At 65.3% G+C, this 24,839-nt stretch carries 21 protein-coding genes; 10 read left to right on the forward strand and 11 right to left on the reverse strand.

Features of this window, described 5'->3' with window-relative positions; genetic code table 11:
• Nucleotides 1-249: 249 nt before the first annotated feature.
• Complete coding sequence (locus ACVIW0_RS35005; RefSeq protein ID WP_461351070.1) at nucleotides 250-1,332, forward strand: ISAs1 family transposase; 1,083 nt, start codon at nucleotides 250-252, stop codon at nucleotides 1,330-1,332.
• Nucleotides 1,333-1,402: 70 nt separating this feature from the next.
• Here the strand turns inward: ACVIW0_RS35005 and ACVIW0_RS35010 are convergent, their stop codons facing one another.
• The 3 genes from ACVIW0_RS35010 to ACVIW0_RS35020 form a co-directional block, all read right to left on the reverse strand.
• On the reverse strand, nucleotides 1,403-3,337 hold the full coding sequence (locus tag ACVIW0_RS35010) for a DEAD/DEAH box helicase (protein ID WP_461356491.1): 1,935 nt from the start codon (nucleotides 3,335-3,337) through the stop codon (nucleotides 1,403-1,405).
• 356 nt (nucleotides 3,338-3,693) lie between these two features.
• On the reverse strand, nucleotides 3,694-4,050 hold the full coding sequence (locus ACVIW0_RS35015) for a hypothetical protein (protein WP_461356492.1): 357 nt from the start codon (nucleotides 4,048-4,050) through the stop codon (nucleotides 3,694-3,696).
• A gap of 432 nt (nucleotides 4,051-4,482) precedes the next feature.
• On the reverse strand, nucleotides 4,483-5,082 hold the full coding sequence (locus ACVIW0_RS35020) for a CGNR zinc finger domain-containing protein (RefSeq protein WP_461357514.1): 600 nt from the start codon (nucleotides 5,080-5,082) through the stop codon (nucleotides 4,483-4,485).
• Nucleotides 5,083-5,257: 175 nt separating this feature from the next.
• Between ACVIW0_RS35020 and ACVIW0_RS35025 the strand changes: the two genes are divergently transcribed.
• From ACVIW0_RS35025 to ACVIW0_RS35035, 3 genes are all read left to right on the forward strand, one after another.
• Nucleotides 5,258-5,962, forward strand: a complete 705-nt coding sequence (locus tag ACVIW0_RS35025; RefSeq protein ID WP_461356493.1) for an alpha/beta fold hydrolase — start codon at nucleotides 5,258-5,260, stop codon at nucleotides 5,960-5,962.
• A 33-nt stretch (nucleotides 5,963-5,995) separates the two neighbouring features.
• Entirely contained in the window at nucleotides 5,996-6,850 is an 855-nt protein-coding gene (locus tag ACVIW0_RS35030; protein ID WP_461356494.1) for an alpha/beta fold hydrolase, read from the forward strand.
• 92 nt (nucleotides 6,851-6,942) lie between these two features.
• Nucleotides 6,943-7,206 (forward strand): hypothetical protein, encoded by a 264-nt coding sequence (locus ACVIW0_RS35035; protein ID WP_461356495.1) that lies wholly within the window; start codon nucleotides 6,943-6,945, stop codon nucleotides 7,204-7,206.
• A 110-nt stretch (nucleotides 7,207-7,316) separates the two neighbouring features.
• Here ACVIW0_RS35035 and ACVIW0_RS35040 read toward each other — a convergent pair whose 3' ends face one another.
• Nucleotides 7,317-8,651 (reverse strand): PQQ-dependent sugar dehydrogenase, encoded by a 1,335-nt coding sequence (locus ACVIW0_RS35040; protein ID WP_461356496.1) that lies wholly within the window; start codon nucleotides 8,649-8,651, stop codon nucleotides 7,317-7,319.
• 441 nt (nucleotides 8,652-9,092) lie between these two features.
• On the opposite strand from ACVIW0_RS35040, the gene ACVIW0_RS35045 reads away from it, so the two are divergent.
• Nucleotides 9,093-9,380 (forward strand): hypothetical protein, encoded by a 288-nt coding sequence (locus ACVIW0_RS35045; RefSeq protein ID WP_461356497.1) that lies wholly within the window; start codon nucleotides 9,093-9,095, stop codon nucleotides 9,378-9,380.
• 83 nt (nucleotides 9,381-9,463) lie between these two features.
• Here the strand turns inward: ACVIW0_RS35045 and ACVIW0_RS35050 are convergent, their stop codons facing one another.
• From ACVIW0_RS35050 to sfnG, 7 genes are all read right to left on the reverse strand, one after another.
• Entirely contained in the window at nucleotides 9,464-10,660 is a 1,197-nt protein-coding gene (locus tag ACVIW0_RS35050) for an acyl-CoA dehydrogenase family protein (RefSeq protein WP_461356498.1), read from the reverse strand.
• 23 nt (nucleotides 10,661-10,683) lie between these two features.
• Entirely contained in the window at nucleotides 10,684-11,472 is a 789-nt protein-coding gene (locus tag ACVIW0_RS35055; RefSeq protein ID WP_461356499.1) for an ABC transporter ATP-binding protein, read from the reverse strand.
• Nucleotides 11,473-11,532: 60 nt separating this feature from the next.
• Entirely contained in the window at nucleotides 11,533-12,813 is a 1,281-nt protein-coding gene (locus ACVIW0_RS35060) for an ABC transporter substrate-binding protein (protein WP_461357515.1), read from the reverse strand.
• Between the two features lie 78 nt (nucleotides 12,814-12,891).
• Nucleotides 12,892-13,935, reverse strand: a complete 1,044-nt coding sequence (locus ACVIW0_RS35065; protein WP_461356500.1) for a branched-chain amino acid ABC transporter permease — start codon at nucleotides 13,933-13,935, stop codon at nucleotides 12,892-12,894.
• Nucleotides 13,936-13,938: 3 nt separating this feature from the next.
• Entirely contained in the window at nucleotides 13,939-14,829 is an 891-nt protein-coding gene (locus ACVIW0_RS35070) for a branched-chain amino acid ABC transporter permease (RefSeq protein WP_461356501.1), read from the reverse strand.
• The gene (locus ACVIW0_RS35075) at nucleotides 14,829-15,782 is read right to left on the reverse strand and encodes an ABC transporter ATP-binding protein (RefSeq protein WP_461356502.1); all 954 of its coding nucleotides are present in this window, start codon (nucleotides 15,780-15,782) and stop codon (nucleotides 14,829-14,831) included. The genes ACVIW0_RS35070 and ACVIW0_RS35075 overlap by 1 nt, the downstream gene beginning before the upstream one ends.
• The gene (gene sfnG / locus ACVIW0_RS35080; RefSeq protein ID WP_461356503.1) at nucleotides 15,763-16,863 is read right to left on the reverse strand and encodes a dimethylsulfone monooxygenase SfnG; all 1,101 of its coding nucleotides are present in this window, start codon (nucleotides 16,861-16,863) and stop codon (nucleotides 15,763-15,765) included. Before sfnG ends, ACVIW0_RS35075 begins: the two co-directional genes overlap by 20 nt.
• 716 nt (nucleotides 16,864-17,579) lie before the next feature.
• Between sfnG and ACVIW0_RS35085 the strand changes: the two genes are divergently transcribed.
• The 5 genes from ACVIW0_RS35085 (at nucleotide 17,580) to ACVIW0_RS35105 (ending at nucleotide 24,420) form a co-directional block, all read left to right on the forward strand.
• Nucleotides 17,580-17,855 (forward strand): hypothetical protein, encoded by a 276-nt coding sequence (locus ACVIW0_RS35085; RefSeq protein ID WP_461356504.1) that lies wholly within the window; start codon nucleotides 17,580-17,582, stop codon nucleotides 17,853-17,855.
• 74 nt (nucleotides 17,856-17,929) lie between these two features.
• Nucleotides 17,930-19,084: a caspase family protein gene (locus tag ACVIW0_RS35090; RefSeq protein ID WP_461356505.1), complete on the forward strand. Its 1,155-nt coding sequence runs from the start codon at nucleotides 17,930-17,932 to the stop codon at nucleotides 19,082-19,084.
• Nucleotides 19,085-19,714: 630 nt separating this feature from the next.
• On the forward strand, nucleotides 19,715-21,364 hold the full coding sequence (locus ACVIW0_RS35095; RefSeq protein ID WP_461356506.1) for a hypothetical protein: 1,650 nt from the start codon (nucleotides 19,715-19,717) through the stop codon (nucleotides 21,362-21,364).
• 70 nt (nucleotides 21,365-21,434) lie between these two features.
• Complete coding sequence (locus ACVIW0_RS35100; protein ID WP_461356507.1) at nucleotides 21,435-23,636, forward strand: AAA family ATPase; 2,202 nt, start codon at nucleotides 21,435-21,437, stop codon at nucleotides 23,634-23,636.
• On the forward strand, nucleotides 23,617-24,420 hold the full coding sequence (locus tag ACVIW0_RS35105; protein ID WP_461356508.1) for a hypothetical protein: 804 nt from the start codon (nucleotides 23,617-23,619) through the stop codon (nucleotides 24,418-24,420). The genes ACVIW0_RS35100 and ACVIW0_RS35105 overlap by 20 nt, the downstream gene beginning before the upstream one ends.
• Nucleotides 24,421-24,839: the final 419 nt, after the last annotated feature.

A 24,839-nucleotide genomic window follows, 5' to 3' on the forward strand; every position in this document is an offset into this window, starting at 1 on the left:
GCTCCCTCCCCCCTTGCGGGGGAGGGCTGGGGAGAGGGGTGCCACGCGGCAAGCTCTCTCCCACTCACTCGAAGTGTGCAACGCTCATAGCCGAAATCGCACGGGCTGATCGATCATCTCGCCCCGGGGCCACCCCTCTCCCCACCCTCCCCCGCAAGGTAGGGGAATCGCATATGGCGCTAGCGGGGTGTTGCCAAGCGATTGGAACTGGATTCTTTGGGTGTCTCTCGATTCCCGAGGGAGCCCTGAATGCGCAAGCTCAAGCGCCTGTTTCGACCGCTCAAGGACCCGCGCGCTAGCAACACCCGACATGATCTGGTGGAGATCCTCGTCATCGCCTTGGCGGCGACGCTGGCTGGCGCCAAGACCTGCACCGAGTTCGAGTTCTTTGGCCAAGGCCGCGAGGAGCTGTTGCGGCGCTTCCTGAAGCTCGAGCACGGCATCCCGAGCCACGATACGTTCAGCAATGTCTTCCGTGCTCTGGACCCGAAGGGGCTTGAAGCGGTTTTGCGCAAGTTCAGCAAGAGCTTCGGCGTCAAAGGGGTGGTCAGCATTGACGGCAAGGCGCTGCGCGGAGCCTACACACGAGGTCGGCAGGCCACGCCGCTGCATATGGTCAATGTCTGGGCCGCAGGCACTCGCATGGCGCTGGCTCAGAGAAAGGCTCCCGACCGCAACGAGGTTGCCGGGGCTCTCGAAGTCCTCGCCCTGCTCGATCTGGATGGGGCTCTTGTCACCGCCGATGCCTTGCATTGCCGGCCCGACACCGCGCAGGCCATCCGCGACCGAAAGGGGCACTACGTGTTGGCCATCAAGAGCAATCGTGGCCGGCTGTTCAAGGCCGCCAAGACGCTGGTCGACACAGCCCGAAAGCCCGCGCGAGCGAGTCAACGAAGAGCCACCGCCCACGGCCGCGTCGAGCGCCGACAGGCCCTCGTCGCGCCGGCGCCTCGGTTGGCGAAACAATACGGCTTCCCCGCCATCGCCGCAGTCGGTCGCATCGACAGTTGGCGCGCCAACTCTGGCAAGGCTGTCAAACACACGGTCCGATACTTCCTGGCATCGCGCCTGCTGTCGGCCAAAAAGCTGCTCGAGGCCGTGCGCGCTCATTGGAGCATCGAGAACAACCTGCACTGGGTCCTCGACGTTCTGTTCGACGAGGATGCCTGCCGCAGCCGCAAGGATCACGCTGCGGAAAATCTTGCTCTTATCCGCAAGCTGGCCATCAATGCTCTGCAGGCGACACCCGGCCCCGCGCGCATCAGCCACAAAATGCTCCAAGCCAGGTGGAACAACGACTTCCTTCTCTCGACCCTCGGCCATATGCGATAGCCCTACCCCGCAAGGGGGGAGGGAGCCTGAGCAGCCTGCTCACCTCACGTAACGTGACACCAATCACAGCTCAACCCCGCCGCTTCTTCTTTGGCTTCTTGCCGAACTTCGGCTTCACCGCCACGTCCGGCCACTGCGTGCGTTCGGCATGGCCGGGCTTGCCGCGATGTTTCTTTTGGTTGCCGAATCTCGGCTCGCCGTCGAATTTGGCTCTCGTCTCACGGTCCGGCTTGCCGCGTCGCTTGGCCGTCGCCTCATCATGCGACCGATCACTGCGCGGCGGGCTGTGTCGGTCGTCACCCTCGTCGCGCCACGGCCTGCGCGTCGGCTTTTCCGCGTGCCCATTCCCCTGCGGAGCCTCCGCCAGCGGCTCGATGCGGATGCTGTCCTCCTTGTCCGGGCGCTTGATCTTGACGGCGAAGGAGTCTGCGACCCGCGCGGCGATCTCGAACTCGGTGGTGGTGTCCATGATCTTGATGGCGCCGATGTCGCGCTTGTCGATGCCGCCGCGGCGGCAGATCATCGGCAATAGCCAGCGCGCTTCGGCGTTCTTCCTCCGTCCGATCGCGGCGCGGAACCAGACGGTCGCCTCCTCCATGCCGTGGCGCGGAGACTTGCTGGTCTTCGATCGCGGCCCGGCGGCACGCTCCTCACGGCGCGCGGCGCGCTCGCCGCGGTCGCGGCCCCGCCCCTCGCCGGGATCGAGGATGTCTTCGGGCGCCGGCAGTCGGGCGCGATAGAGCCGGGCCAGCGCCGCGGCGATCGCCTCGGGCGAGCGTTCGGCGAGCAAGGCCTGCGCCAGCGCCAGATCGTCCGAAGTCGCCTCCTCGGAGAACACGGCATCCTTCAGCAAGCGATCATGGTCGAGCTTGCGGATCTCGTCCGCCTGCGGCGCGGTGCCCCAGACGATATCGATGCCGGCGAGATCGAGCAGCAGTTCGGCGCGGCGTCGCCGGGCCGGCGGGACCAGCAGGATGCTGATGCCCTTGCGGCCGGCGCGGCCGGTGCGGCCCGAGCGATGCTGCATCACCTCCGGGTCCTTCGGCAGATCGGCGTGGATGACGAGATCGAGGCTCGGCAGGTCGATGCCGCGCGCCGCCACGTCGGTCGCGACGCAAACCCTGGACCGTCCGTCGCGCAAGGCCTGCAGCGCCTGGGTGCGCTCGTTCTGGGTCATCTCGCCCGACAGCGCGGCCACCGAGAACCCGCGCTCCAAGAGCGCCGCCTGCAAATGCCTGACGGCTTCTCTTGTGTTGCAGAACACCAGCGCGCTCGGCGCCTCATGGAAGCGCAGCACATTGACGACCGCATGCTCGACATCGTCGGCGGCCACCCGGATGGCGCGGTACTCGATGTCGGCGTGACCACCCTCGTCGCCCGCCACCTCGATCCGTAACGCCTGCTCTTGATACTGCTTGGCCAGCGCGACGATGCCGCGCGGGAACGTCGCCGAGAACAGCAGGGTGCGGCGGGTATCCGGCGTGGTCTCGAGGATGAATTCCATGTCTTCGCGGAAGCCGAGATTGAGCATCTCGTCTGCCTCGTCGAGCACGACAACCCGCAATCCCGAGATATCGAGGCGGCCGCGCCGCAAATGGTCGCACAGCCGGCCGGGCGTGCCGACCACGATGTGGGCGCCCGCAGCCAGCTCGCGCTGCTCGCGGCGCGGGTCCATGCCGCCGACGCAGGAGACGACCCGGGCGTCGGCATGTTCATAGAGCCATGCGAGCTCGCGCTGCACCTGCAGAGCAAGTTCGCGGGTCGGCGCGACGATCAGCGCCAGCGGGGCGGCAGCCGGCTCGAACCGCTCGGCGTCGCCGAGCAGGTCCCTGGCCATGGCCAATCCGTAGGCGACGGTCTTGCCCGAGCCGGTCTGGGCCGAAACCAGGAGGTCGCGGCCGACGGCATCGTCCGCCAGCACGGCGAGCTGGACGGGGGTCGGCTGTTCGTAGTTGCGCTCAGCCAAGGCGCGGGCGAGCGGCAAACTTGTGGTCGGAAAGGGCACGAGATGGGAAACCTTGATTGGTCCGGGCGCAGAACGTCGAGCGGGACGACCTGAAGCTGCGACCCCGGCAGGCGGCACAGCCGCATGATGACTTGGCGTGCTTTACGCCAAGACCGCCGAAATCGCCATGCCTCCGTGGCAGAAAAGCTGCCGCGGATCAGGCCGGCTGTCCGATCGGGGCCGCCCGTTCATCCAGCCGCATCGGAAGCATCGTAGGGGGGTTAGGCGAAGCCGTAACCCGCCGAGGCTTCATCGCGTAGCGTTGCGGCGGGTTATGCTGAGCCTGTCATCGGGCCGCGCTTTGCGCGGACCCGGTGGCTAACCCGCCCTACAGAGCTGACCCGTATCGGCCGACCTCACTTCGCCTTCAGCGCTTTGTCGTGGCTCTCGAGCGCCGACGCCATCAGCTTCGGCAATTGCGCGGCATAGACCTCGATGAAGGTCGCGTCGCCGCAGGCCTGCGGATCGTGCGCGGCCTGCTCGGCGACACGGGCGGCTTTGGCCTCGCATTTCGCGAACATGTGCCAGAACCAGTCCGGGCTCTTGCCGAGTGCCGGCTTGTTCTTCTTGATGACGGCGGCGCCGACCGCGCTCATCGCGCTGACGACGCCGGCGCCCAGCGTGCTGATGGCGTGCGCGTTAAGGATATCCTCGCGCCCCTGCGCGGTGGCGTTCGCGGTCGTACGTGCCGTCGTTCGAACCTTGGCCGGCATGCTCAAGCTCCTTATCGATCCCGTTGGCGGACAAAGCATCGGCTGCGGAAGTTGAGGAAGGCTCAAGGGGCATGGTTGAAAACCGCTATGGATTTCATTCCGGTTTTAGGCGCTTCCGAGCAATCGAGCCCATACGGATTTTTGAGTTCCCTCCGGCGCGCAATGCGTCAGCGACCGTTACCCTTTGCGCCCTAGATCATGATGCGTTTCCACGGAGCCGCATCATGATCTCCTCTCTTTGTTTGAGCATGATCTCCGCGCAAGCGCCTTTGGCGTTTGTCGCGAGGGAAAACCAGTTTCCACTTTTCCGGATCATGCTCTAGCGACGGGCAACTGATCGGCGGCGTCGAGAGTGTCACCCACGACCTGCTCGGGTTTGGTTTGTCTTCTTAAGCATGATTTCTTCGGAAAACCGCTACGCACATTTCCGGATCATGCTCCCCTATCCTTCATCCGGCTGCGGTGCGCGGCCTGCTTGGCGCGGTTGCCGCAGATCGCCATGCTGCACCAGCGGCGCGCGCGCGCCCGGGTGTGATCGGCGAACATCAAGGTGCACGCCGGGCCCTCGCACGCCTTGATGTCGGAAAAGCTTTCCTCGCAGACGACTTTGGCCATCGCCTCGCCGATCGGCAGCAGCAATGCTTCAGCCGAGCGCCAGCGCCGTGTCCGCTCCAGCGCGAAGCCATCATGGTCGCGACGCGGCACGATCTTGCTGAACGCCTGATCGCTCTCGAGCAACCGGTTCAGCGGCTCGATCTCCTTGAGCGCGCGAGCCGCCAGCGGCTTGCCCATATGCTTGCGCACGAAGCCACGGAACCATTCGCGCAAGTCTCGCGCCTGGCCGGCAACATCGTCGAGCTCGCCCGGCTTCGCGCGGGCCGTCAGTTCATCGAGCACGTCTGGCGGCACCAGCCTGGCCTGCGCGAGCCAGCGCAGCAGGCCGTCGCCATCGGCGATCCAATCCACCGGCGTATCGACCGGGGTCGCGATCGAATTGATGAAATCAAGGCCCAAGCTGTCGGCGATGAACATCGCGGGCGGATGGGATTGCACGGTGATGTCCTCCTGGGCGCCTGCTCCGAACGTCAATCCACATAACCTGATTAATAGCCATTGACAAGTTACGAACATTGAGCCACAAGCGCTGTAACCTGCATATTAGCATTTTACAGGTTACGTGCAATCGGCCTGAAACGAGGAGCTGAAGATGTCGAACAAGGATGTCAGCGTGGTGCTCGCCCATGGCGCATGGGCCGACGGATCGAGCTGGGCGCGGGTGATCACGGCGCTCGATGCCGAGGGCATCACCGCGGTGGCGGCGCCGCTGCCGCTGACCTCGCTGGCGGACGACGTCGCCGCGCTGAACCGCGCGCTGGATCGCGTCGAGGGACCGGTCGTGCTGGCCGGCCATGCCTATGCCGGGGCCGTGATCGCCGAGACCCGCGCACCGCGCGTCGAGGCGCTGGTCTATGTCGCGGCGCTGGCGCCCGACGAGGGCGAGACCGTCGCCGACGTGTTCTATCGCACACCGCCGCATCCGTTCGCGCCCAGGCTCGCGCCCGACACAAACGGCCTGATCTGGCTGCCCGAGTCCGCCTTCGCATCGGCGTTCGCGCACGGCGCGCGATCCGAGGACCTCGCGGTGCTCGCCGCCGTGCAGCGGCCGATCTCGCCCGCCTGCATCACCGTGCCGGTCGGCCGTCCGCTCTGGAAAGATATCCCGAGCTGGTTCCTGGTCGCCGAGGAGGACCGGATGATCGCACCCGCAACCCAGCGCAGCATGGCGGCGCGGATGAAGGCTGCGATGCGTTCACATCCGGTCGATCACACCCCGATCGTCACGGCGCCGAAGCTCGTCACCGACATCATTCGGGAAGCAGTCAGCGCGGTTTCCGCGCAGACCAGGCCGTAATCCCAAAGCCCACCACATCACAGGGAGTGACAAATGTCCGAGATCAAGTATCGCACCGTCGATGTCGACGGCTTCAAGGTGTTCTATCGCGAAGCCGGCTCATCCGGCGCACCGAAACTGCTGCTGCTGCACGGCTTCCCGAGCGCGGGGCACATGTTCCGCGATCTGATCCCGCGTCTCGCGGACAAATTCCACATCGTGGCGCCCGACCTGCCCGGCTTCGGCCAGTCCGACATGCCGCCGCGCGACGCGTTCGGCTACACTTTCGACCGCATCGCCGGCGTGATCGACCGCTTCACCGAGGTGATCGGCTTCGACCGCTACGCGGTCTATGTGTTCGACTACGGCGCGCCGACCGGATTCCGTCTCGCGCTCAAGCATCCGGAGCGGATCACCGCGATCATCTCGCAAAACGGCAACGCCTATGAAGAAGGCCTCAGCGACGGCTGGAGCCCGATCAAGGCCTATTGGCAGGATCCGTCGCAGGCGAACCGCGACGCGCTGCGCGCCCTGCTGACGCCGGAGACCACGTGCTGGCAGTACACCCACGGCACATCGGATCCGCAGGCCGTGTCGCCGGACGGACAGAACCTCGACAATTACTACATGGCGCGGCCCGGCGCGCATGACGTGCAGCTCGATCTGTTCGGCGACTACAAGAGCAACGTCGCGCTCTATCCGGCCTTCCAGTCCTACTTCCGCACCCACCAGCCGCCGTTCCTCGCGGTGTGGGGCAGCAACGATCCGTTCTTCCTGCCTCCCGGCGCCGAGGCGTTCAAGCGCGACAATCCGAACGCCGTCGTCAAGTTCTTCGACACCGGCCACTTCGCGCTGGAGACCCATGCCGCCGAGATCGCGCAGGACATCCGCAAGTTCCTGAGCCACTGACGCCGAGCGCGGCAAGACTTCACAAAAGCGGAGGAACCCTTGCCATGGCTGGGATGTTGAACGGCACTGCGACAATCGAGGAGGAAACTCGCATGAGGAATCTGTTATTGGCCGGTGTCGTGGCGGTGGCCGGTTTCGCGATCGTCACGCCGATCTCCATTGCGCCCGCGACCGCTCAAGTTGCCGTCGATACGCCGCTCGGCGGCGTGAGGGTAGGCCCCGAGTCGCGCTACTACCGAGACTACGATCGACCCGCTTATCGCGCCTACGGATACGATCGCGGATATCGCGGATGCCGCACAGTGACGATCGAGCGCGACGACGGTTCGGCGCGCAGGATCCGCCGCTGCGACTAGCAGCACCGGACTGGAAGATCGCCGCCGGCGCTCACGAGAGCGCCGAGCCGGCTCTCGCGATCAAGCAAGCCGGACCAGTCCACCAAGGCCGCTGCGACTGGCGGCCTTCTTCATCTTTGCGAATGCCCGGGCTCGCTGGCAGCCGACGCGCCCGTGACGCGCCAGATCACGTTGCCGACATCGTCGGCGACCAGCAGCGATCGGTCCGGGCCGAGCGCGACGCCGACCGGGCGGCCGTACGACACCTTCTCGTCGGGTGCGAGGAAGCCCGACAGGATGTCGCGCGCCGGCCCCGACGGGCGGCCGTTCTCGAACGGCACGAACACCACCTTGTAGCCCGACAGCGTCGAGCGATTCCACGAGCCGTGCTGGCCGATCACCATGCCGTCGGGGAAGCCGGGCAGCGTGCCCTTGGGCATCCAGCACAGGCCGAGCGAAGCGGTGTGGCCGCCGAGCGCGTAGTCCGGCTGGATCGCCTTGGCGACCATCGCCGGATCCTGGGGCACGCGGTCGTCCACCGTCTGACCCCAGTAGCAATAGGGCCAGCCGTAGAAGCCGCCGTCGCGCACCGAGGTCAGGTAATCCGGCGGCGTCTCGTCGCCGATGCCATCGCGCTCGTTGACGACGGTCCACAGCACATGCGTGTTCGGCTCCCACGCGAGCCCGACCGGATTACGCAGGCCGCTGGCGAAGATGCGGCTGGTGCCGGCGGCGAGATCGAGTTCGTAGATCGCGGCTCGGCCTTGCTCGACCTCCATGCCGTTCTCGGCGATGTTGCTGAGCGAGCCGACGCCGGCATAGAGCTTCTTGCCGTCGGCGCTCGGCAGGAGGCTGCGCGTCCAGTGGCCGTCGGGCTTGAAGGTGACGAGCTTGCGTCCCTCCGCGGTGATGCGATCGGCGCCCGCGGTGTAGGGAAACGCCACCACGCCGTCGGTGTTGCCGACATAGAAGGTGTCGCCGATCAGCGCCATGCCGAACGGCTGACGCAATCCTTCCATGAAGGCGCCGCGGCTTTCGGCGACACCGTCGCCGTCGCGATCGCGCAGCAGCGTGATGCGGTTGGCGCTGACGCCGAGCGCTGCGGCACGGCGCATCGTCGCCTGCATCGCATAATGGAATACGCTGCGCGGGGTGCCTGCGATCTGCGTCGCCTCCGCGATCAGCACATCGCCGTTCGGCAGCACGTTGATCCAGCGCGGATGATCGAGCCCGGCCGCGAAGGCGTTAACCTTGAGTCCGGGTGCTGTAGTCGGAAGCTGGCCCTTGTCCCAGCCGCGCGCCGTCGGCATCTTCAGCGTCGGGATCGCGCCCTGCGACTTCGCCGCCGGAATCTGCGGCGCGCTGCCCCAGGCGGGCGCGGGCTGTGCGCCCTGCATCCGCCGCCACGCCACGGCGCCGGCCCCGATCGCCGCGACGACGCGGGCAAAAACTGAAGACGTGCTCATGTACTTCCCCTGTTGGTCCCGGTTGTGCTTGCGCTTTGTCGGCCGGCAAGCAGCATTCGCATAATGCCGGCCCTGATGACAGTAGTTATACGATCTTCGCAACTGCACGCGAATCGGGGACGCTGACCGCGCGCTCCCTTGTCAGAGCGTTTTCCTCCCTGAGACCTTGCCCGCCCCGGTCGGCGGGCTTCCTTTTCCGAAGCGCCGGGCTCTCCAGGCACTGCGGGCGCAGCCGGCGGCTCGTTATAGCCAGAAAAGTATAGCGAATCTGCTGCGGATGCATTCTACCGGGCAGAGCGACGGCGCGGCCCGCAGAGCGCAAGCCCCCTCACCAAATCCTGATCCCACCTCCGTGCAAATTCACCTTCGTCAGCCGCATGGCAGATGAGGAACGCCGGTCCGCGGCATCCGTTGGTCGCGACACCAGCAAGGAGTGCATGAATGCAACGGAAGACCACGATACTGACCCTGGCCGCGGCGTCGCTGATCGCAACGACGGCAGGTGCGTTCGCGCAAGGCTATTATCCTTATGGGAACCCCGGCCCACGGTACTATGGCGGCCCGCGCTATCAGACCTACGAGCCGCAGGTGATGTACAATCAGGTTGAACCGGGCTGGTATGGCGCGATGAATGGCACCAACCATCCGACGCCGGGTTCGACGCAGGGTGACGTTGGCCCTGAAGGAAACAACAACGGCACGCTGACCGGCGTCTACCGGCAGTGGTAGCCCACGCAAATGTGAAGGCCCGTCGCTCGGCCTGAGCGGCGGGCCTTTTGCCTGAGTCGTTCCACGCGCGGGGAGAGCAGTAATTATTCTCCGCCCTCGTAAAACAGTTCAAGCGGCAGGCCGACCACCGCCTTTCCGATCCAGTCGCGCGCGATGACATTGGACGGCCCCATCGCGATCGCCGCCCGGGCGTCGCGATAGGCGCGCTCGATCGGACCGCGGTGATAGCCGTAACCGCCCGTCACCGTCAGCGCCGTCGCCGCGACCTTGTTGGCGACCTCGGCGGCGTGCACCTTGAACTCGGTCAGCGGAATCAGGATTTCGCTTTGCGCCTTGCCGGCACGCCAGAGCGCGTCGAGCTTGCCCGCGAGCTCGTTGCGCCACGGCCGCAGCGTTTCGACCAGCACCTTGGCGGCACCGAGCTCCTGGCGGATTGCCTGATAATCCGACAGGCTCTTGTTCCTGTCCTTGTGCACGAAGCTCGTGGTGTGGGCGATCGCCGCATTCAACGCGCCGCGCGCCACGCCTTCCCAGACCGCGCCGAGCCCGATCAGATAGACCGGCGAGACGCCGTCATAGATGATCTCCTTGCCCTGCCCCTCGGCGCCGAGCCGGTCGCGCTGCGGCACATGCACATTGCTGTAGCGGATCGCCCCGGAATGGTTGGCCCGCACGCCGAGCGCATCCCAGGGACGGGACTCGATGCCCTCGGCCTTGCCGTCGACGACGAAGAAGATGATGTCGGCCTGATCCTTGGCGCCCGGCGTACGGGTCTGCACCACGTAATAGTCGGCCTGGCCCGAACTCGTCGTGAACGATTTCTCGGCGTTGACGCGATAATCGTCGCCGTCGCGCGAGGCTTCGGACAGATTGTACCACCAGTGCCCGCCGGTGGCGCGTTCGCTGGTCGAATAGGTGCCGAGCAGGCCGCCATTATTCGCCTTCAGCCAGCGCTCCTTCTGATCGGTGTTGCCGAACAGATTGATGGTCTGGGCCGCGCCGACATGCATGACGTAGATGAGCCCGGTGGAGGCATCCGCCTGCCCGATCCGGTAGGCGGCTTCCGCGAAGTCCAGATGGCCGAGGCCGAGCCCGCCGAACTGCGGCTCGTTCAGCACGCCGGTCCAGCCGGCCTCCGCCAGTGCGCGAAGGTTCTCGCGCGGAAAGCGGCTCTCGCGGTCGTTGCGGTCGGCATTCACCTTTACCGTCGCGTCGATGGCGGCATCGAGCCTGGCATAAACGTCGTCGTCGATCCTGCGTGCGAGATTGTCGTTAGCCATGGTCAGTCTCTCCCGGGTTGCAATCATGCGACAGCCTCGCGCGGCTGCCTTCGGCGCGGATCGCCCTGCGACGATCCGCCGAGATAGTGGGTCTTGATGTCGGCGCGCTGGCGCAGTTCGGCCGCGTGGCCGGCCAGCACGCTGCGGCCGTTCTCGAGCACGACCGCATGGTCGGCAAAGCGCAGCGCCACGGTCGAGTTCTGTTCGGCGACCAGGATCGACAGTCCCTGCTCGGTGTTGAGCTGCTTGAGCGCGCGAAAGATCGCCTCGACGACCAGCGGCGCGAGGCCCATCGACGGTTCGTCGAGCACCAGCAGCCGCGGACGCGACATCAGGGCCCGGCCGATCGCCGTCATCTGCTGCTCGCCGCCGGAGGTCAGTCCGGCGAGCGAGCGGCGATGCTGCTTGAGGCGCGGAAACAGCTGATAGACGCGGTCGAGGTCTGCAACGATCTCCGCCCTGCGCGCATCGCGCCCCATCGCGCCGGTGATGAGGTTCTCCTCCACAGTCAGCGAGGCAAAGCAATGCCGCCCCTCGAGCACCGGCACGAGGCCGGCGCGCACCAGCGCCGCCGCCGACGTGCCCGCGAGATCGCGGCCGTCAAAGACGATCCGTCCGGCGGTGATCTGCCCGCGACTCGCCGAGAGCAGCGCCGAGACCGCCTGCAGCGTGGTCGACTTGCCGGCGCCGTTAGCGCCGAGCACGGCGACGATCTCGCCGCCCCGCACGGCAAGCGACACGTCGCTGACCGCCGCGATCGCGTGGTTGTAAGTCGCGGCCAGGCCTTCGACCGAGAGCAGCGGTTCACTCATCTGTTGATCCATCGTCTTGAGGGGCGCGGGAGCCGGATAGCTCCCGCGCCTGTCGCGACGTCAGTTGCTGACGGCCTCGTCGCCGGAGGTCCGCACCTTGATGCCGTGCTCCTTGGCATAGGCGGCCGCCGACTTCTCGATGATCGGGCGCAGGAAGGCCCAGTCCGGCGCGATCCAGCCGGAGACCACCTTCCACTTTCCGCCGTCCCACTGCTGGAAGGTGACGCGACCGTCGCCTTCGTGATTGTCCCAGGTGACGTTGATCGAGTGGAACAGATCCTTGGCACCGAGCGCTTCGACCCGCGCCGGATCGAGCTGGAGATGCTCGAAGCCCCAGCGCACCTCGTCGCCGGTCAAGGTGCGCTTGCCGAACTTCGCCTGCGCGATCCGGATCGCCTCGACATTAAGGATGCCGTTCACGATGCCGAGGTTGTGGTAGACGCTGCCGATCCGCTTCTTGTCGTCGAGGTTGCCCTTGCCGGCACCATAGACCGTCTTGATCACCTCCTGCAGCACCGGATACTGCTCGCCGGAGGCCTGCGTCGTGATCGCGATATAGCCCTTGGCGGCATCGCCGGCCGGGATCACGTCTTCCTCGGAATTGGACCAGACGTTGCCGATGATGTGGTCGGCGGGGAAGCCGACCTTCTGCGCGGTCTTCAGCGCCACCGGGTTCATCACGCCCCAGCCGCGCAGCACCACGTAATCGGGCTTCGCGCGGCGGATCGACAGCCACTGCGATTGCTGCTCGTTGCCGGGATGCGGCACCTCGATCTGCTCCAGGCTGAACTGGTACTTGTCGGCCAGCAGCTTGTAGATCGGGATGGTTTCCTTGCCGTAGGGCGAGCCGTGATAGAGCACGACGATCTTCTTGTCCTTCAGCTTCTCCACCCCGCCCTCGCGGCTCGCAATGTAGTTCACGATGCCCGAGGTCTCGCTGTAGGGATTGAGCAGCAACGGAAACACGTAGGGGAATACGCGGCCGTCGGTCGAATCGGTGCGGCCGTGGTTGATGGTGATCAGCGGCACCTTGTCCTTGGTGATCCGGTCGATCATGGCATAGGCGATGCCGACCGACAGCGGATTCCAGGCAGCAACGCCCGGGCGCCCCTTCAGCCGTTCATAGACCTCGACGCCGCGCTCGACCTCGTACTGGGTCTCGCCCTCGTCCCAGGTCAGCTTGACGCCGTTGACGCCGCCGTCGCGGATGTTGATCAGATTGAGATAGTCGATGAAGCCGCCGAAGAAGCCGGTGCCGCCGGCCGCATAGGGGCCAACCCGGTAGCTTTGCAGCGGAAAGAACTGTTCGTCGGCGCGTGCGGCCGGCGCTGTCGCCAGCATAGAGGCGACTACCGCGGCGAAGGCGAATTTCAGATATTTTGATCTCATCATCTTTGGTCTCTCCCTTGGTGCAAAATGTCAGGTGGTGCGGATCGCGACCGACCGCGCGACCGCTCGCCAAAGCCGGTCCCACAGCGCGATCAGGCCGCGCGGCTCGGCGATCAGGAATGCGATGATGAGCGCGCCGACGACGATGCGCTGGCTCATCTCCAGCACGCCGGAATCGAACATGCCGCCGAGCAAGGCGGCGCCGGCGCGTGACAGAAGCAGCGGAAACACCACGATGAAGGCGGCGCCGAGAAACGCGCCCCGCAGCGAAGCCAGCCCGCCGATGATGATGATGAACAGGATCTGGAACGAGCGATCGAGATTGAAGCCGGCCGGCTCGACGGTGCGCAAGTAAGCGAAGGCCCACAACACGCCGGCGATTCCGATCAGGAACGAGGAGACGCCGAAAGCCAGCAGCTTGGTGCGCAGCAGCGGCACGCCGATCACCTTGGCCGCGAGCTCGTGATCGCGCACCGCGATGAAGTTGCGGCCGCTTTGCGAGCGCAACAGCCGCAGCGTCAGGAAGGTCGCGACCACCACGATGCACAGCGAGAACAGGTAGCGCCCCGCCGGACTGGTGAAGGTGAAGCCGGCCACGCCGAGCACCGGGGCATCGATCACGCCGGACGGATTGTCGTTGGAGAACCAGCCGAACTTGGTGAGCGCCCATTGCACGAAAAACTGCGCGGCGAGCGTCGAGACCGCGAGGTAAAAGCCGCGCAGCCGCAGGCTCGGCAATCCGAACACGATGCCGATCGCGGCCGCGATGAGGCCGGCGAGCACCAGATCGACGATCAATGGCAGCTGCGGCAGCCGGAGATGCAGGTTGTAGGTCGCATAGGCGCCGACCGCCAGGAACGCGGCGGAGCCCAGCGACACCTGCCCGGCATAACCGGTGAGCACGTTGAGCCCGACGGCGGCGAGCGCCAGCGCGAGAAACGGCGTCAGAACGGCGTCCAGCAGATAGTCGGAACCGAACAGCGGAACGACGCCAAAGGCGACGATCGCTACGGCGATGATCGCAATGGTCCCAACGCCGGACGGGCGCTGTGCTGCCGATGATGTGTTGCCCATCGCCTAGACCCTTTCGACCAGCTTCTGCCCGAACAGCCCCGACGGCCGCACCAGGAGCAGCACCAGCGCCACGACATAGGCGGCCCAGGCCTCGATCCCGCCGCCGAACAGCGGCCCGACATAAACTTCGGCGAGCTTCTCGATGGCGCCGATCAGAAGTCCGCCGATGATCGCGCCGGCGATCGAATCGAAGCCGCCGAGCACCAGCACCGGCAGCGCCTTCAACACCACGAGCGACAGCGAGAACTGCACGCCGAGCCGCGCGCCCCACAGCAATCCTGCGACCAGCGCGACGATGCCGGAGGCGGTCCACACGCTGGCCCAGACCCGCGGCAGCCGCAGGCCGACGGCCAACGCCGCGAACGGATCGTCGGCGACCGCGCGGAACGACAGCCCGGTCCGGGTGTAGCGGAAGAACAGCGCGAACAACGCCACCAGGCTGCCCGCGACCGCCGCGGCGAACAGGTCGAACCGGCTGATGAAGACGCCGGCGATGTCGAGCGGCACGTCGCTGATCCCGATGTCGAGGCCGTGAACCTGGGTGCCCCACAGCAGTTGCGCCGCGCCCTCGATCACATAGGACAGCCCGAGCGTTGCCATGAACAGTGTGATCGGCGGCTGGTTGACCAGCGGCCGCAGCACCGCGCGCTCGACGCTGACGCCGAGCACGACCATGATCGTTAGCGTGATCAGGAAAGCGAGGGGAAACGAGATGCCGCGCTCGATCAGGCTGACGAAAGTCAATGCCGCGAACAGCAGCATCGCGCCTTGCGCGAAATTCAGCACGCCCGAGGTCTTGTAGATCAGCACGAAGCCGATCGCGACCAGCGAGTACATCACCCCCGACAGCAGACCGCCGACCAACACCTCGATCAGGAACTGATAATCGAACATCAGACCGCGAGCTCCGTGACGTCCTGATGCGCGACGCCGAGATAGGCGTCGATCACGGCCTGGTCGGCTCTCACCTCGTCGGGCGTGCCGTCGGCGATCTTGCGGCCGTTGTCGAGCACCGCGATGCGATCGGACAATCCCATCACGACGCCGATGTCGTGCTCGATCAGCACGATGCTGGCGCCATAGCTGTCGCGCGCATTGCGCACGTGCTCGGACAGCTCGAACTTCTCACTCAACGTGACGCCGGCGAACGGCTCGTCCAGCAGCAGCAACGTCGGTCGCGCCACCAGCGCCCGCGCCAGCTCGACCCGCTTCTGCAAGCCATAGGGCAAGGTTCCGGCGGCGCGCTCACGGACGTCGTCGAGATGCAGGAAGCCGATGACGTCCTCGGCGGCGGCGCGATTCTCCGCCTCGATCCGCCGCGCCAGCGGCGAGCCGATGATCTGGCGCAGGAATCCGGCGCGGACGCGATGCGCAAGCCCCATCAGGACATTGTCGAACACCGACAGCCCCTTGAAGATCGCAAGATTCTGGAACGTGCGCGCGACGCCGTGCGCCGCGAGCTCGGCGGTCGGCACCTGGGCGAAGGCGCGCTCGCCGAGCCAGACCTGGCCGCGGTCGGGCCGGTAGAGCCCGCTGATGACGTTGAGCAGCGAGCTTTTGCCGGCGCCGTTGGGCCCGATGACGGCACGGATCTCACCGGACGCCACCGCAAGATCGACGTCACGCAGTGCGGCGACGCCGCCGAATGCCAGCGCGATATCGCTGAGGCCCAGCACCGGCCGTGCCGCGCGATCCGCAGCCTGTGCAAGCCGCCGATCCGGAACATCGGCGGTCGCCGTTGGACGCGTCTTGCCATGCGCTGGGGCCGTCTCCAGCGCAAGGACCTCAGCGTCTGTCACCACCACCGTCACGTCGAAAGGCTCCCCGTCACTCGGCAGCCTCGGCATGCGCGGTGGTCTTTGCCTCCAGCGCACGGACCAGCGGAATGACCCGGCGGCCGAAATATTCGACCTCCTCCTGGAAATGCAGGAAGCCGAGCAGCACGAGATCGACCCCGACCTGCTTCAGCGCGACGATGCGCTCGGCGATCTGCTCCGGTGTGCCGATCAGGTTGGTCTTGAAGCCGTCATTGTACTGGACGAGATCCTCGAAGCTCGATTGTGCCCAATTGCCCTGACCCTCGGGCGACGCCTTGCCGGCGTTCTTCACCTCATGCCCGAACGCATTGACCGCCTCCGGATCGGCCTTGACGATGATCTCGTCGAGCACGGCGCGCGCCTCGGCCTCGCTGTCGCGCGCGATCGCAAAGGCGTTGACACCGATCTTGACCGAGTGATTGTTGGCGCGCGCCTTCGCCCTGATGTCGTCGACCTGCTTCTTGATCTCCGCCACCGAATTGCCGTTGGTGAAGTACCAGTCCGACACCCGCGCGGCCATGTCGCGCGCGGCGCGCGAGCTGCCTCCCTGGAAGATCTCGGGCAACGGGTGCGCCGGCTTCGGCTTCAGCGTGTAGTCGGAGAAGCGGTAGAAATCGCCACGGAACGTGAAATTGTCCTGAGTCCAGATCCCGCGCAGCGCGCGGATGAATTCCTCCGAGCGGCGATAGCGCTCGTCGTGATCGAGCCAGGGCTCGCCGATCGCGGTGAACTCGCCGCGGAACCAGCCGCTGACGATGTTGACCGCAACGCGTCCCTCGGTGAGCTGGCTGATGGTCGCAATCTGCTTGGCCGCGACCGCCGGATTCCACGGTCCGGGCAGCAGCGCCGCGATCACCTTCAGTTTCGTGGTCGCAGCAAGCAAAGCGTGGCTGAAGGCGACCGGCTCATGCTGGAACTCGGCGCCGTAACCGGCGGTGAAGCGGATCTGGCTCAGCGCATAGTCAAAGCCAGCCTGCTCCGCGATCTGCGCCAGGCGGCGGTTGTAGTCGATGTCCCAACCGGTTCGCTGTTCGATCTTGCTGATGACCAGACCTCCGGAGACGTTGGGCACCCAATAGGCGAACTTGATCGGATCATTGCTGGCGGTCATTCGAATGTCCTCATTTCGGTTGGCGTGTGACGACGCGCGCCATGGGAAGCGGGCATCAGGATGCACTCACGCTGCGCGGGCAGCGAGTTGGGAGGGGACTGACTGAAACCTTGTCAGTCCGGATGTATTTGAAAGGTCGGAGCGGTCAGCAATTCCGATCCGCAACGCACCGGCGGTGCGTCAACAGCAGATCGTGCGACACGACGTTCGCAATGCGCAGGCGTTGATTTCGTCGAAGACGTCGGTGCAGACCATCAGAATTTCCCCTCGCAAGCACCATCGGCTGACGATCAAGTGTCTCAGAGAAATTGCGGACGAGCGAGTCCAAGCCAAACTCTTTTTCATCGAGTTAGGGAAAGCGGTATTCTCTTCTTCAAAACGAAAGGCGTGGTTTGTTGCTGCGCGGCTGAAATCACCTCGGCGATGACGCGGCGGCGAATGGCTCGATGCTCACGATCGTGAAATGAATGGGTGCAGGAGAATTGGCTTCTCCTTTCGAAAGGCTCGTGTGCCTGGCACGGCTACGCGGACGCAGGATAACGTCGAAGACATTTCGTCAACGTGATCTGCTCTGGTCGAAATGCATCGGCGGCCATCACCGCACAGGAAAACGTCGGGAACTCTGGGGTTGCCGACGTTCGAAGCGGAATGCCGGCAGCCGGTCTTACTTCACCATCGCGCCGTAGACAGCCCGACTCGACAACTACACCAGGGGCGTGCGCACCCGCGAGATCGGCGCGGTGCTCGCCGACTGCCCCGTCGACTTCATCGGCGGCGGCTGGAGCGATCTCGACGTCAGCGGACGTCCGGCCCGCGTGCTCGGCGCCACGACCTTCGATGCGATGCGCGAGTTCTATCCGCGCTTCTCGATGCAGCGCTCGGTGCAGGACATCCACGAGATCACGATGTCGATCGCGGGCGCCGCCGGCGCCAATCTGCTGCCGGCCGAGCCGGTGCCGGCGGGCGTCTGGACGCCAAAACAGGCGGCCTGACCGCCCAGCCATTTCCATGGCCGCGGCGCGCCGGCTGCGATACCCTGTGCCGGTCACCTCCGATCGGGTCCAGCATGAACCGCCGCGCGTTCGTTTCGGGACTGGCTGTTGTCGCGGCGCTCGCGGGCCTTGCCGCGCCGGCCGCGGCCGACGGCAAGCGGGTGGCGCTGGTGATCGGCAACGGCGCCTACAAAAGTGTGCCCACGCTATCGAATCCGCCGACCGACGCGGGCGACATCGCCGCGGCGCTGAAGCGCCTCGGCTTCGCGGTGACGCTGATCACCAATGGCGGCTTCGACGAGATGCGGCGCGGCCTGATCGCGTTCGGGCACAATGCCGCCGGGGCCGACATGGCCGCGGTGTATTTCGCCGGCCACGGCATGGAGATCAACGGCGACAACTGGCTGATTCCGGTCGATGCCGAGCTGAAACGCGACACCGATGCCGGCAATGAAGCGATCAGCCTGCAGAGCGTGATGCTGCAGGTCTCGAGCACCGGAAGTCTCGGCCTCGTCATCCTCGACGCCTGCCGCAACAACCCGTTCGCGGCCAAGATGAGCCGCTCGCTCGCGACGCGCGCCGCCGCCACCAGCGGGCTCGGCCGCATCGAGCCGGTCGGCAACGTGCTGGTCGCCTATGCCGCGCGCGACGGCACCACCGCGCTCGACGGCGACGGCCGCAACAGCCCGTTCGCCGCGGCTTTATTGCGCAACATCGAGACGCCGGGCGTCGAGGTCACCTTCATGTTCCGCAACGTCCGCGACGACGTGATGGAGGCGACCCGCAACGAGCAACAGCCGTTCGTCTACGGCTCGCTGTCGCGCAAGGCGATCTATCTGGCGGGCGCGCCGCCGGCCGAGACGGCGAAACAGGCGAACGCGGCGCCGGCCGCCGCGGCTCCGGTCGTATCGACAGCGCCGGCAACCTCAACTGGCGCGATCGATCCCGCGCTGATCGGCACCTGGGAGATCATGGTGGCGAGCGGCCGCGGCCAGTCGCGCTGGATCTGGCAGATCCTGGCCGACGGCAGCTACAGATTCCACGCCGAGCCGTTCCGCTCGGCACAAGCCCACGAAGGCACCGTCACCTTCGTCAACGGCCGCTGGACGCTGCATGCGTTGAAGGGACTGAGGAACTACAGCGACGCCGGCTCCTACGAGGTCCGCGACAGCATTGCCGTGATCACCGGCAAGCTCGGCACCGGCTACTGGAAACGCAGTGGGGAGTGAGGCGCCTGACGCGATTGACCGGTCGCAAGGCCGCCACCCCAATGGTGCGCCACTTAAATAAATCCGGGACCTGCATGCCATTGAAGTCGCTATGGTTTTCGCGTCTCCACACCAGGCCGCCAGGAGCCGGATGGCGGGACCATTTTCGAAGCAGTTTCAAATCTTTAGCCTCCGGGCGGACGGCCTCCGCGCGGCAGGACGACTTGAGCTCAAATCGCAGTCGACCCTTGCGGGCGACGAGGCGAGAGCGCATCTCCTGGGTGACCAACGCAAAGGTGCCTCAGATCAACCCATGATCAGTTCAGGACCGGCCCGCGAAGATTCAATCGAACCGGACAGGGCGCGAAGCGGACAAATCAGCCAGCGAAATAAATCGATGAGCTTCCTTCCGGGCTGAAACACTCAGCAACCGCAGAACGATGCGTAAACACTATCGCGACTTGGTTTGGTTAACCGCTCGAATTGGGCCTCCCTATGGTTGTGCGGCTGAAGAGCTGCATCTAGTTTCCGCATCGGCCGGATTTCTCATGTTTGCTGCCTGAGGACGATTTCTTTCGCGCAACGCGGCTTTCACGCCCGCGCTGCCTATGCGGCTCCCCTTTGGAACCGCCAGACCAGGAGACGACTGCAATGTCTACGTCTACCTCTGCATCCCCGAAACTCGCCGAATCGACCGCGCTCAATGAAGCCGTCAAGGCGCGGATCGCGCCGAAGCAGGCGGCGCAGGCAGCCCCGGTCGACATCACGGCCAATCCGGTCGCCAAGATCGTGTTCAATCCCGAGGCCGCGCCGGAAGAGCGCAGCCGCCAGATCGGAGCGCTGCTCTCGCCCGACCTCGCCGAGGAGTGCAAGGCGTCGATCAAGCAGCTCGAGAGCTACAAGGAATATCTGGCGCAGCAGCGCACGCTGATGCAACGCAAGCTGATCGAGCTGTCGTCGACGACCGTGTTCGCCAAGATGAAGCAGACCTTTGCCGACATGAACAAGGGCGTGCTCGATTTCCGCGAGATGATCCGGCCGCTGGTCGACAATCTCGATGCGCTCTACACGCTGCGCACCGCCGGCGACAATGTCGTGCTGGATACCTTCGCGGAGATCGAGGAGGACCGCAAGCGCGAAGCCGATTGGGACCGCCGTACGGCGCAGGTCGAGGCCGAAGCGCGGCAGATCAACGCCGACAAGGACAAGCTCGATCGCGACATCGCCCAGCTGAAGACGCAGACCGGCCTGTTCGGCGGCATCAAGAAATCCGCGCAGGCCGAAATCGCCGCCAAGGAACTGCTGATCGCCAAGGGGATCGAGGCCCTGAAGACCTGCCGCGACAAGGCGCAGGCGATCGTCACGGAGAAGGCCGAGCACGACGCCAAGCAGGGCAAGTTCAAGGCCGAGAAGGACCAGGTCCGCAAGATGCTCGACATCTCCGGCCCCGAGCACGTCAAGCGCGTCGAGGGCATCATAAAGGCGGCGCTCGACTATATCGACAAGTCGCAAGTTACGGTCTCGGAATTGCGCGACGAACTCGGCGGCATCGAGGGGCAAGCCGACAAGCTGGTCAAGATCAACTCGCAGATGATCACGGTGGTCGCGATTCTCGACAAGGGCATCGATCTCGCCTGCGCCGCGAATAAGGAGAAGGTGCAGGCGCTGTCGACCGCGAAGGAGGGCGAGGATACGCTCGCCCGTCTCGAGCGCGAGCGCAAGAAGAACGATTTCGAGCGCCACGTCACCGCGCTGCTGGACAGCGGCCGCGGCACCAAGAAGACCGTGGCCGATCTCGAAAAGGACGCGGTCGACGCCAACACCTTCCACGACGCGCTCGGCAAGCAGAACGTCAATTTGCGCGAGCTCTCCAGCGACGGCATCGCCAGCGTCGCCACCAGCCTGAACACCACCATCCAGGCGCTCAACAACTCGGCGCTCAATGAGGCCTCGGAGAGCGTGCGCGATTCGATGCGGGCGATGAATGCGGTGACCGACGACGTCGCCAACAAGGAGGTCATCCGCCAGGCGCTGCAGGTCGACGAGGCATCCAAGCGGATCATGGAGAAGGTCGAGTCGATGTCGAACATCGCCGAATCGCTGCAGGCCGCCAACAAGCTGCGGGAAGACGGGCTCTCCAATATCCAGAGCCGGCTCGGAGAGCTCAGCGATGTCACCGCGACCGTCCGGGCGCGGTTGCAGGAGAGCATCGGCATGGACGCCAAGGATGCCGGCACGCCGGCCGCTTCCACGACGCCGAAACCGGTCGACGACAAGGAGATCACGTTCGGGCAGATCTGAGGCCCGCCTGCCGGACCGGCACGGCCGGTCCGGGCTCCTTGATGTGCAAGCCTGACCGATGGACATCCCAATGGCCGACAACTTCCTGATCACCGGAAGCGAGAAGCTCGCCGAGCGCAAGAACTTCAAGCTGGTTGGCTGCGCGGACAAGTTCGAGGAGCTGTGTACCATCCTGACGCGGATGGAAGCCAACAGCGTGATCGTGTCAGGTCCGAGCGGCGTCGGCATCACCACGCTGGCGCAGGCGCTGCAGGCGCGCAAGGCCGACCCCGACGCGCCGTTCGACATCGTCAACAAGCGGCTGTTCTGGCTCGACACCGACGGCCTGTTCGGCCTCGGCGACAACGACGCCATCGTCAAGCAGTTCAAGACCATCTTCGCGCGGTTGAACCGCACGCCCGACAGCGTCCTGATCGTCGAGGACACGCTTGATCTGATCGATGCGCTGCGCAACAGCGGGCTGATGCACATCGTCAACGCGTTGACGGCGATGGTGAAGGCGAAGAAGACGCAGGTCTTCCTCGAGGTGCGCGAGGCCGACCTGACCCAGGTCCTCAAATGCCATTCCGACTTCCGCGATCACTTCACGCTGATGGACCTGACCGAGCCGGTCGGCGCCGAGCTGGAGGAGATCGCGCTGCACGGCGCCAAGGACCTCGAGGAGAATTACGGGGTCCGGATCGATCCGGCGGCGGTCAGGGCGGCGATCGACATGTCGAGCAAGTACCGCTCGCTCGACACCGGCCTCAGCGCGGCACAGCCCGCGCGCACCCGCACCCTGCTCGACCGCGGCATGGCGCGCTATCTGTTGCGGGCGCATTCGACGCCGCCGCTGCTCGCGGAGCTGGAAGCCGAGCTCGCGCGCCTCACCGCCGGCGGATCGGCTTCCGGAAACGAGGACAAGGCCGCCACCGTGCGCGCGGCCATCGCCCGCCACAAGGCCGAGTTCGCCGAACACCAGGCCAGGATCAAGGGCTATTACGCGGCACAACGCGAGGGCGAGAAGTCGATCGCGCACATGGAGGCCCAGCTGCGCACCCTCGAGGAGGAGGAGAAGAAGCGGCACCTCGACGAGCCCGCCGGCAAGGCCTCCGCCGGCGATGCCGACTTCGACCTGATCGCCAGGGCGTCCGGCTATGCGACGCCCGAAATCCTCCAGCTGCGCGGCGAGATCGCGCGGACCCAGGCGGCCGTCGACGAGAACCGGGTGAAATACAAGGCCGTCACCAAGGAGATCAACGATCGGCTGCTGTTCACCGCAGACATGGTGATCGACGAGTTTTCGCTGATCTCCGGCATCGACGCCTCCAAGCTGAAGCAGAATGACGCCGTCAAGCTGCTCAATCTGCACGGCTCGCTGAAGCGGCGCGTGTTCGGCCAGGACGCGGTGCTCGATCATGTCGATCGCGCGGTCAAGGTCTGGCGGCGCGGCCGGCGCACCGACAAGCCGCTGCCGTTCCTGTTCTGCGGCGCCAGCGGCGTCGGCAAGACCGAGGTCTCCAAGGGGTTGGCGGAGGCGCTGTTCGACACCGACAAGGCGCTGAACCGCTACGACATGGGCGAGTTCATGGAGAAGAACGACGTCACCAAGCTGATCGGCGCGCCTCCGGGCTATGACGGCTTCGCTGCCGGCGGCGAGATGACCAATTCGGTGCGGGCCAATCCGTACCAGGTCATGCTGTGGGACGAGATCGAAAAGGCTCACCCCGACATCTTCAACATCTGCCTCAACATCCTCGACGACGGACGCTGCCGCGACAATCTGGGCCGCAAGGTCGAGTTCGGCGACGTGGTGATGCCGATGACCACCAATATCGGCGCGGATCATGCGCTGCGGGTCGGCACCGGGCCCGGCGATCTGAGCCAGGAAGAGGCCTATGAACTCACCATCCGCGACCTCAAGAAGTCGTTCCGGACCGAATTCCTGAACCGCTTCGAGGGACGCGAGAACATCATCCTGTTCCACAAGCTCAACATGGAGACGATCGAGAAGATCGTGTTCCGCGAAATCTCGCGCATCAACGCCTTCTACAAGGCGCAATCGATCGAGGTGCGCTTCCCCGAGGCCCAGTTGCGCGAGTTCTGCGACAAGACCTATTCGCCCGAGATCGGAGCGCGCGGCCTGCCCGGGCGCATCAAGCGCATCGAAGCCATGATCGTCGAGAAGACGATGGCGGACGCCGCCTTCAGCGGGACGCTCGACATCGGCTTCGATGCCGCGAGCCGCAATTTCACGTCGAACTGGATCGCCCATGACCGAAAAGCCGCATAACGACGCTGATGCGTTGCTGGACGGCATCGACAAGACGCTGTCCGACTTCAAGACCAAGGCCTATGAGGCCAAGAAGTCCTACGACCAGTCCGATCTCGGGCGCGCGCACCGGGAATTGAGCATGCTCGGCCGGTTCTGGTCGCAGTTCGTCCGCTCCTGCGGCTGGATCTACCTGCAGCTGATCGCGCCGGTGACGTGGCGGATCTACCGCTTCCTGCGCTGGGTGTTCGCCGGCTACCGCGCGCTGTGGGCGCGCTGCGTCTATGCCAAGGACGCCTATGGCGATCCGGAATTCAGCAAGGCGCGCGGCGGAATCATGATCCTCGCGACGATCGCCGTCTGCTACCTCATCTACGGCGCGGCGACGGTCGCGGTGACCTTGCCCTGGTACCTCGCCACGGTGCAGCGCGACGAGCAACTCTATCTTTCCAACTCCCAGAATCTCTCCAGTTCGCAGACCGAAGGCCAGGAAGTCCACGAGGTCTATGGTTGCGAAACGCTACCCTGCACCGAGCAGAACACTGTGACCTTCCGGGTGCGCGCGACCTGGTTCAACGAGATCTGGAGCGTGCTGCATCATGGATCGCTGTTCTATCCCGGCTACGTCGCCGCGGCAGTCAGCCCGGTCCTGAACCGCTGTGTCATCACCTCCTACGGTATCCGTAGGAAATTCCTGGTGCGAACCTGGGAGCTCTATCCCGATCTCGTGCAGGTCGAATGCATGCCGACCGATGCCAGCGGGAGCAAGGACGGCAAGGTGATCGACAACAAGGACTATCGGTAGGAGGCTCAGTCCACCGACCCGCAAGAGTGAGGCGACCTGCCGGGGCTGCATTACGGTGACAGTCCAGCACTGTCACAGTAACTCGCCACCGTAACTTGCACCCAATCTCGGTTGCGGGTGCCCCATCCAGCGCGCTAGCATGAGCTCGTGTCTGGAACATGTTAGCGGAGGTCTTCCGTGGAACATCGTGGCATCGGCTTCTCGGTCGTCGAAGTGAGCTATCCTCACGGATGGAGATGGACCGTTGGGAAGGGCAGGACGGTCTCGGTCGGTATGTGTGCGACCACGGGATGCAATCTATCAGGCCAAGACATTCATCGATGCGATAGTTGACTGGGCCGCGTAGATCGGCTCGGGATGGGCCCGCAACTATTGCGGGCGCCCGCCAGATGGTGGCTTCGCCACATTCGTACGCGCCG

It is taken from the genome of Bradyrhizobium sp. USDA 4454 (genome assembly GCF_054822705.1).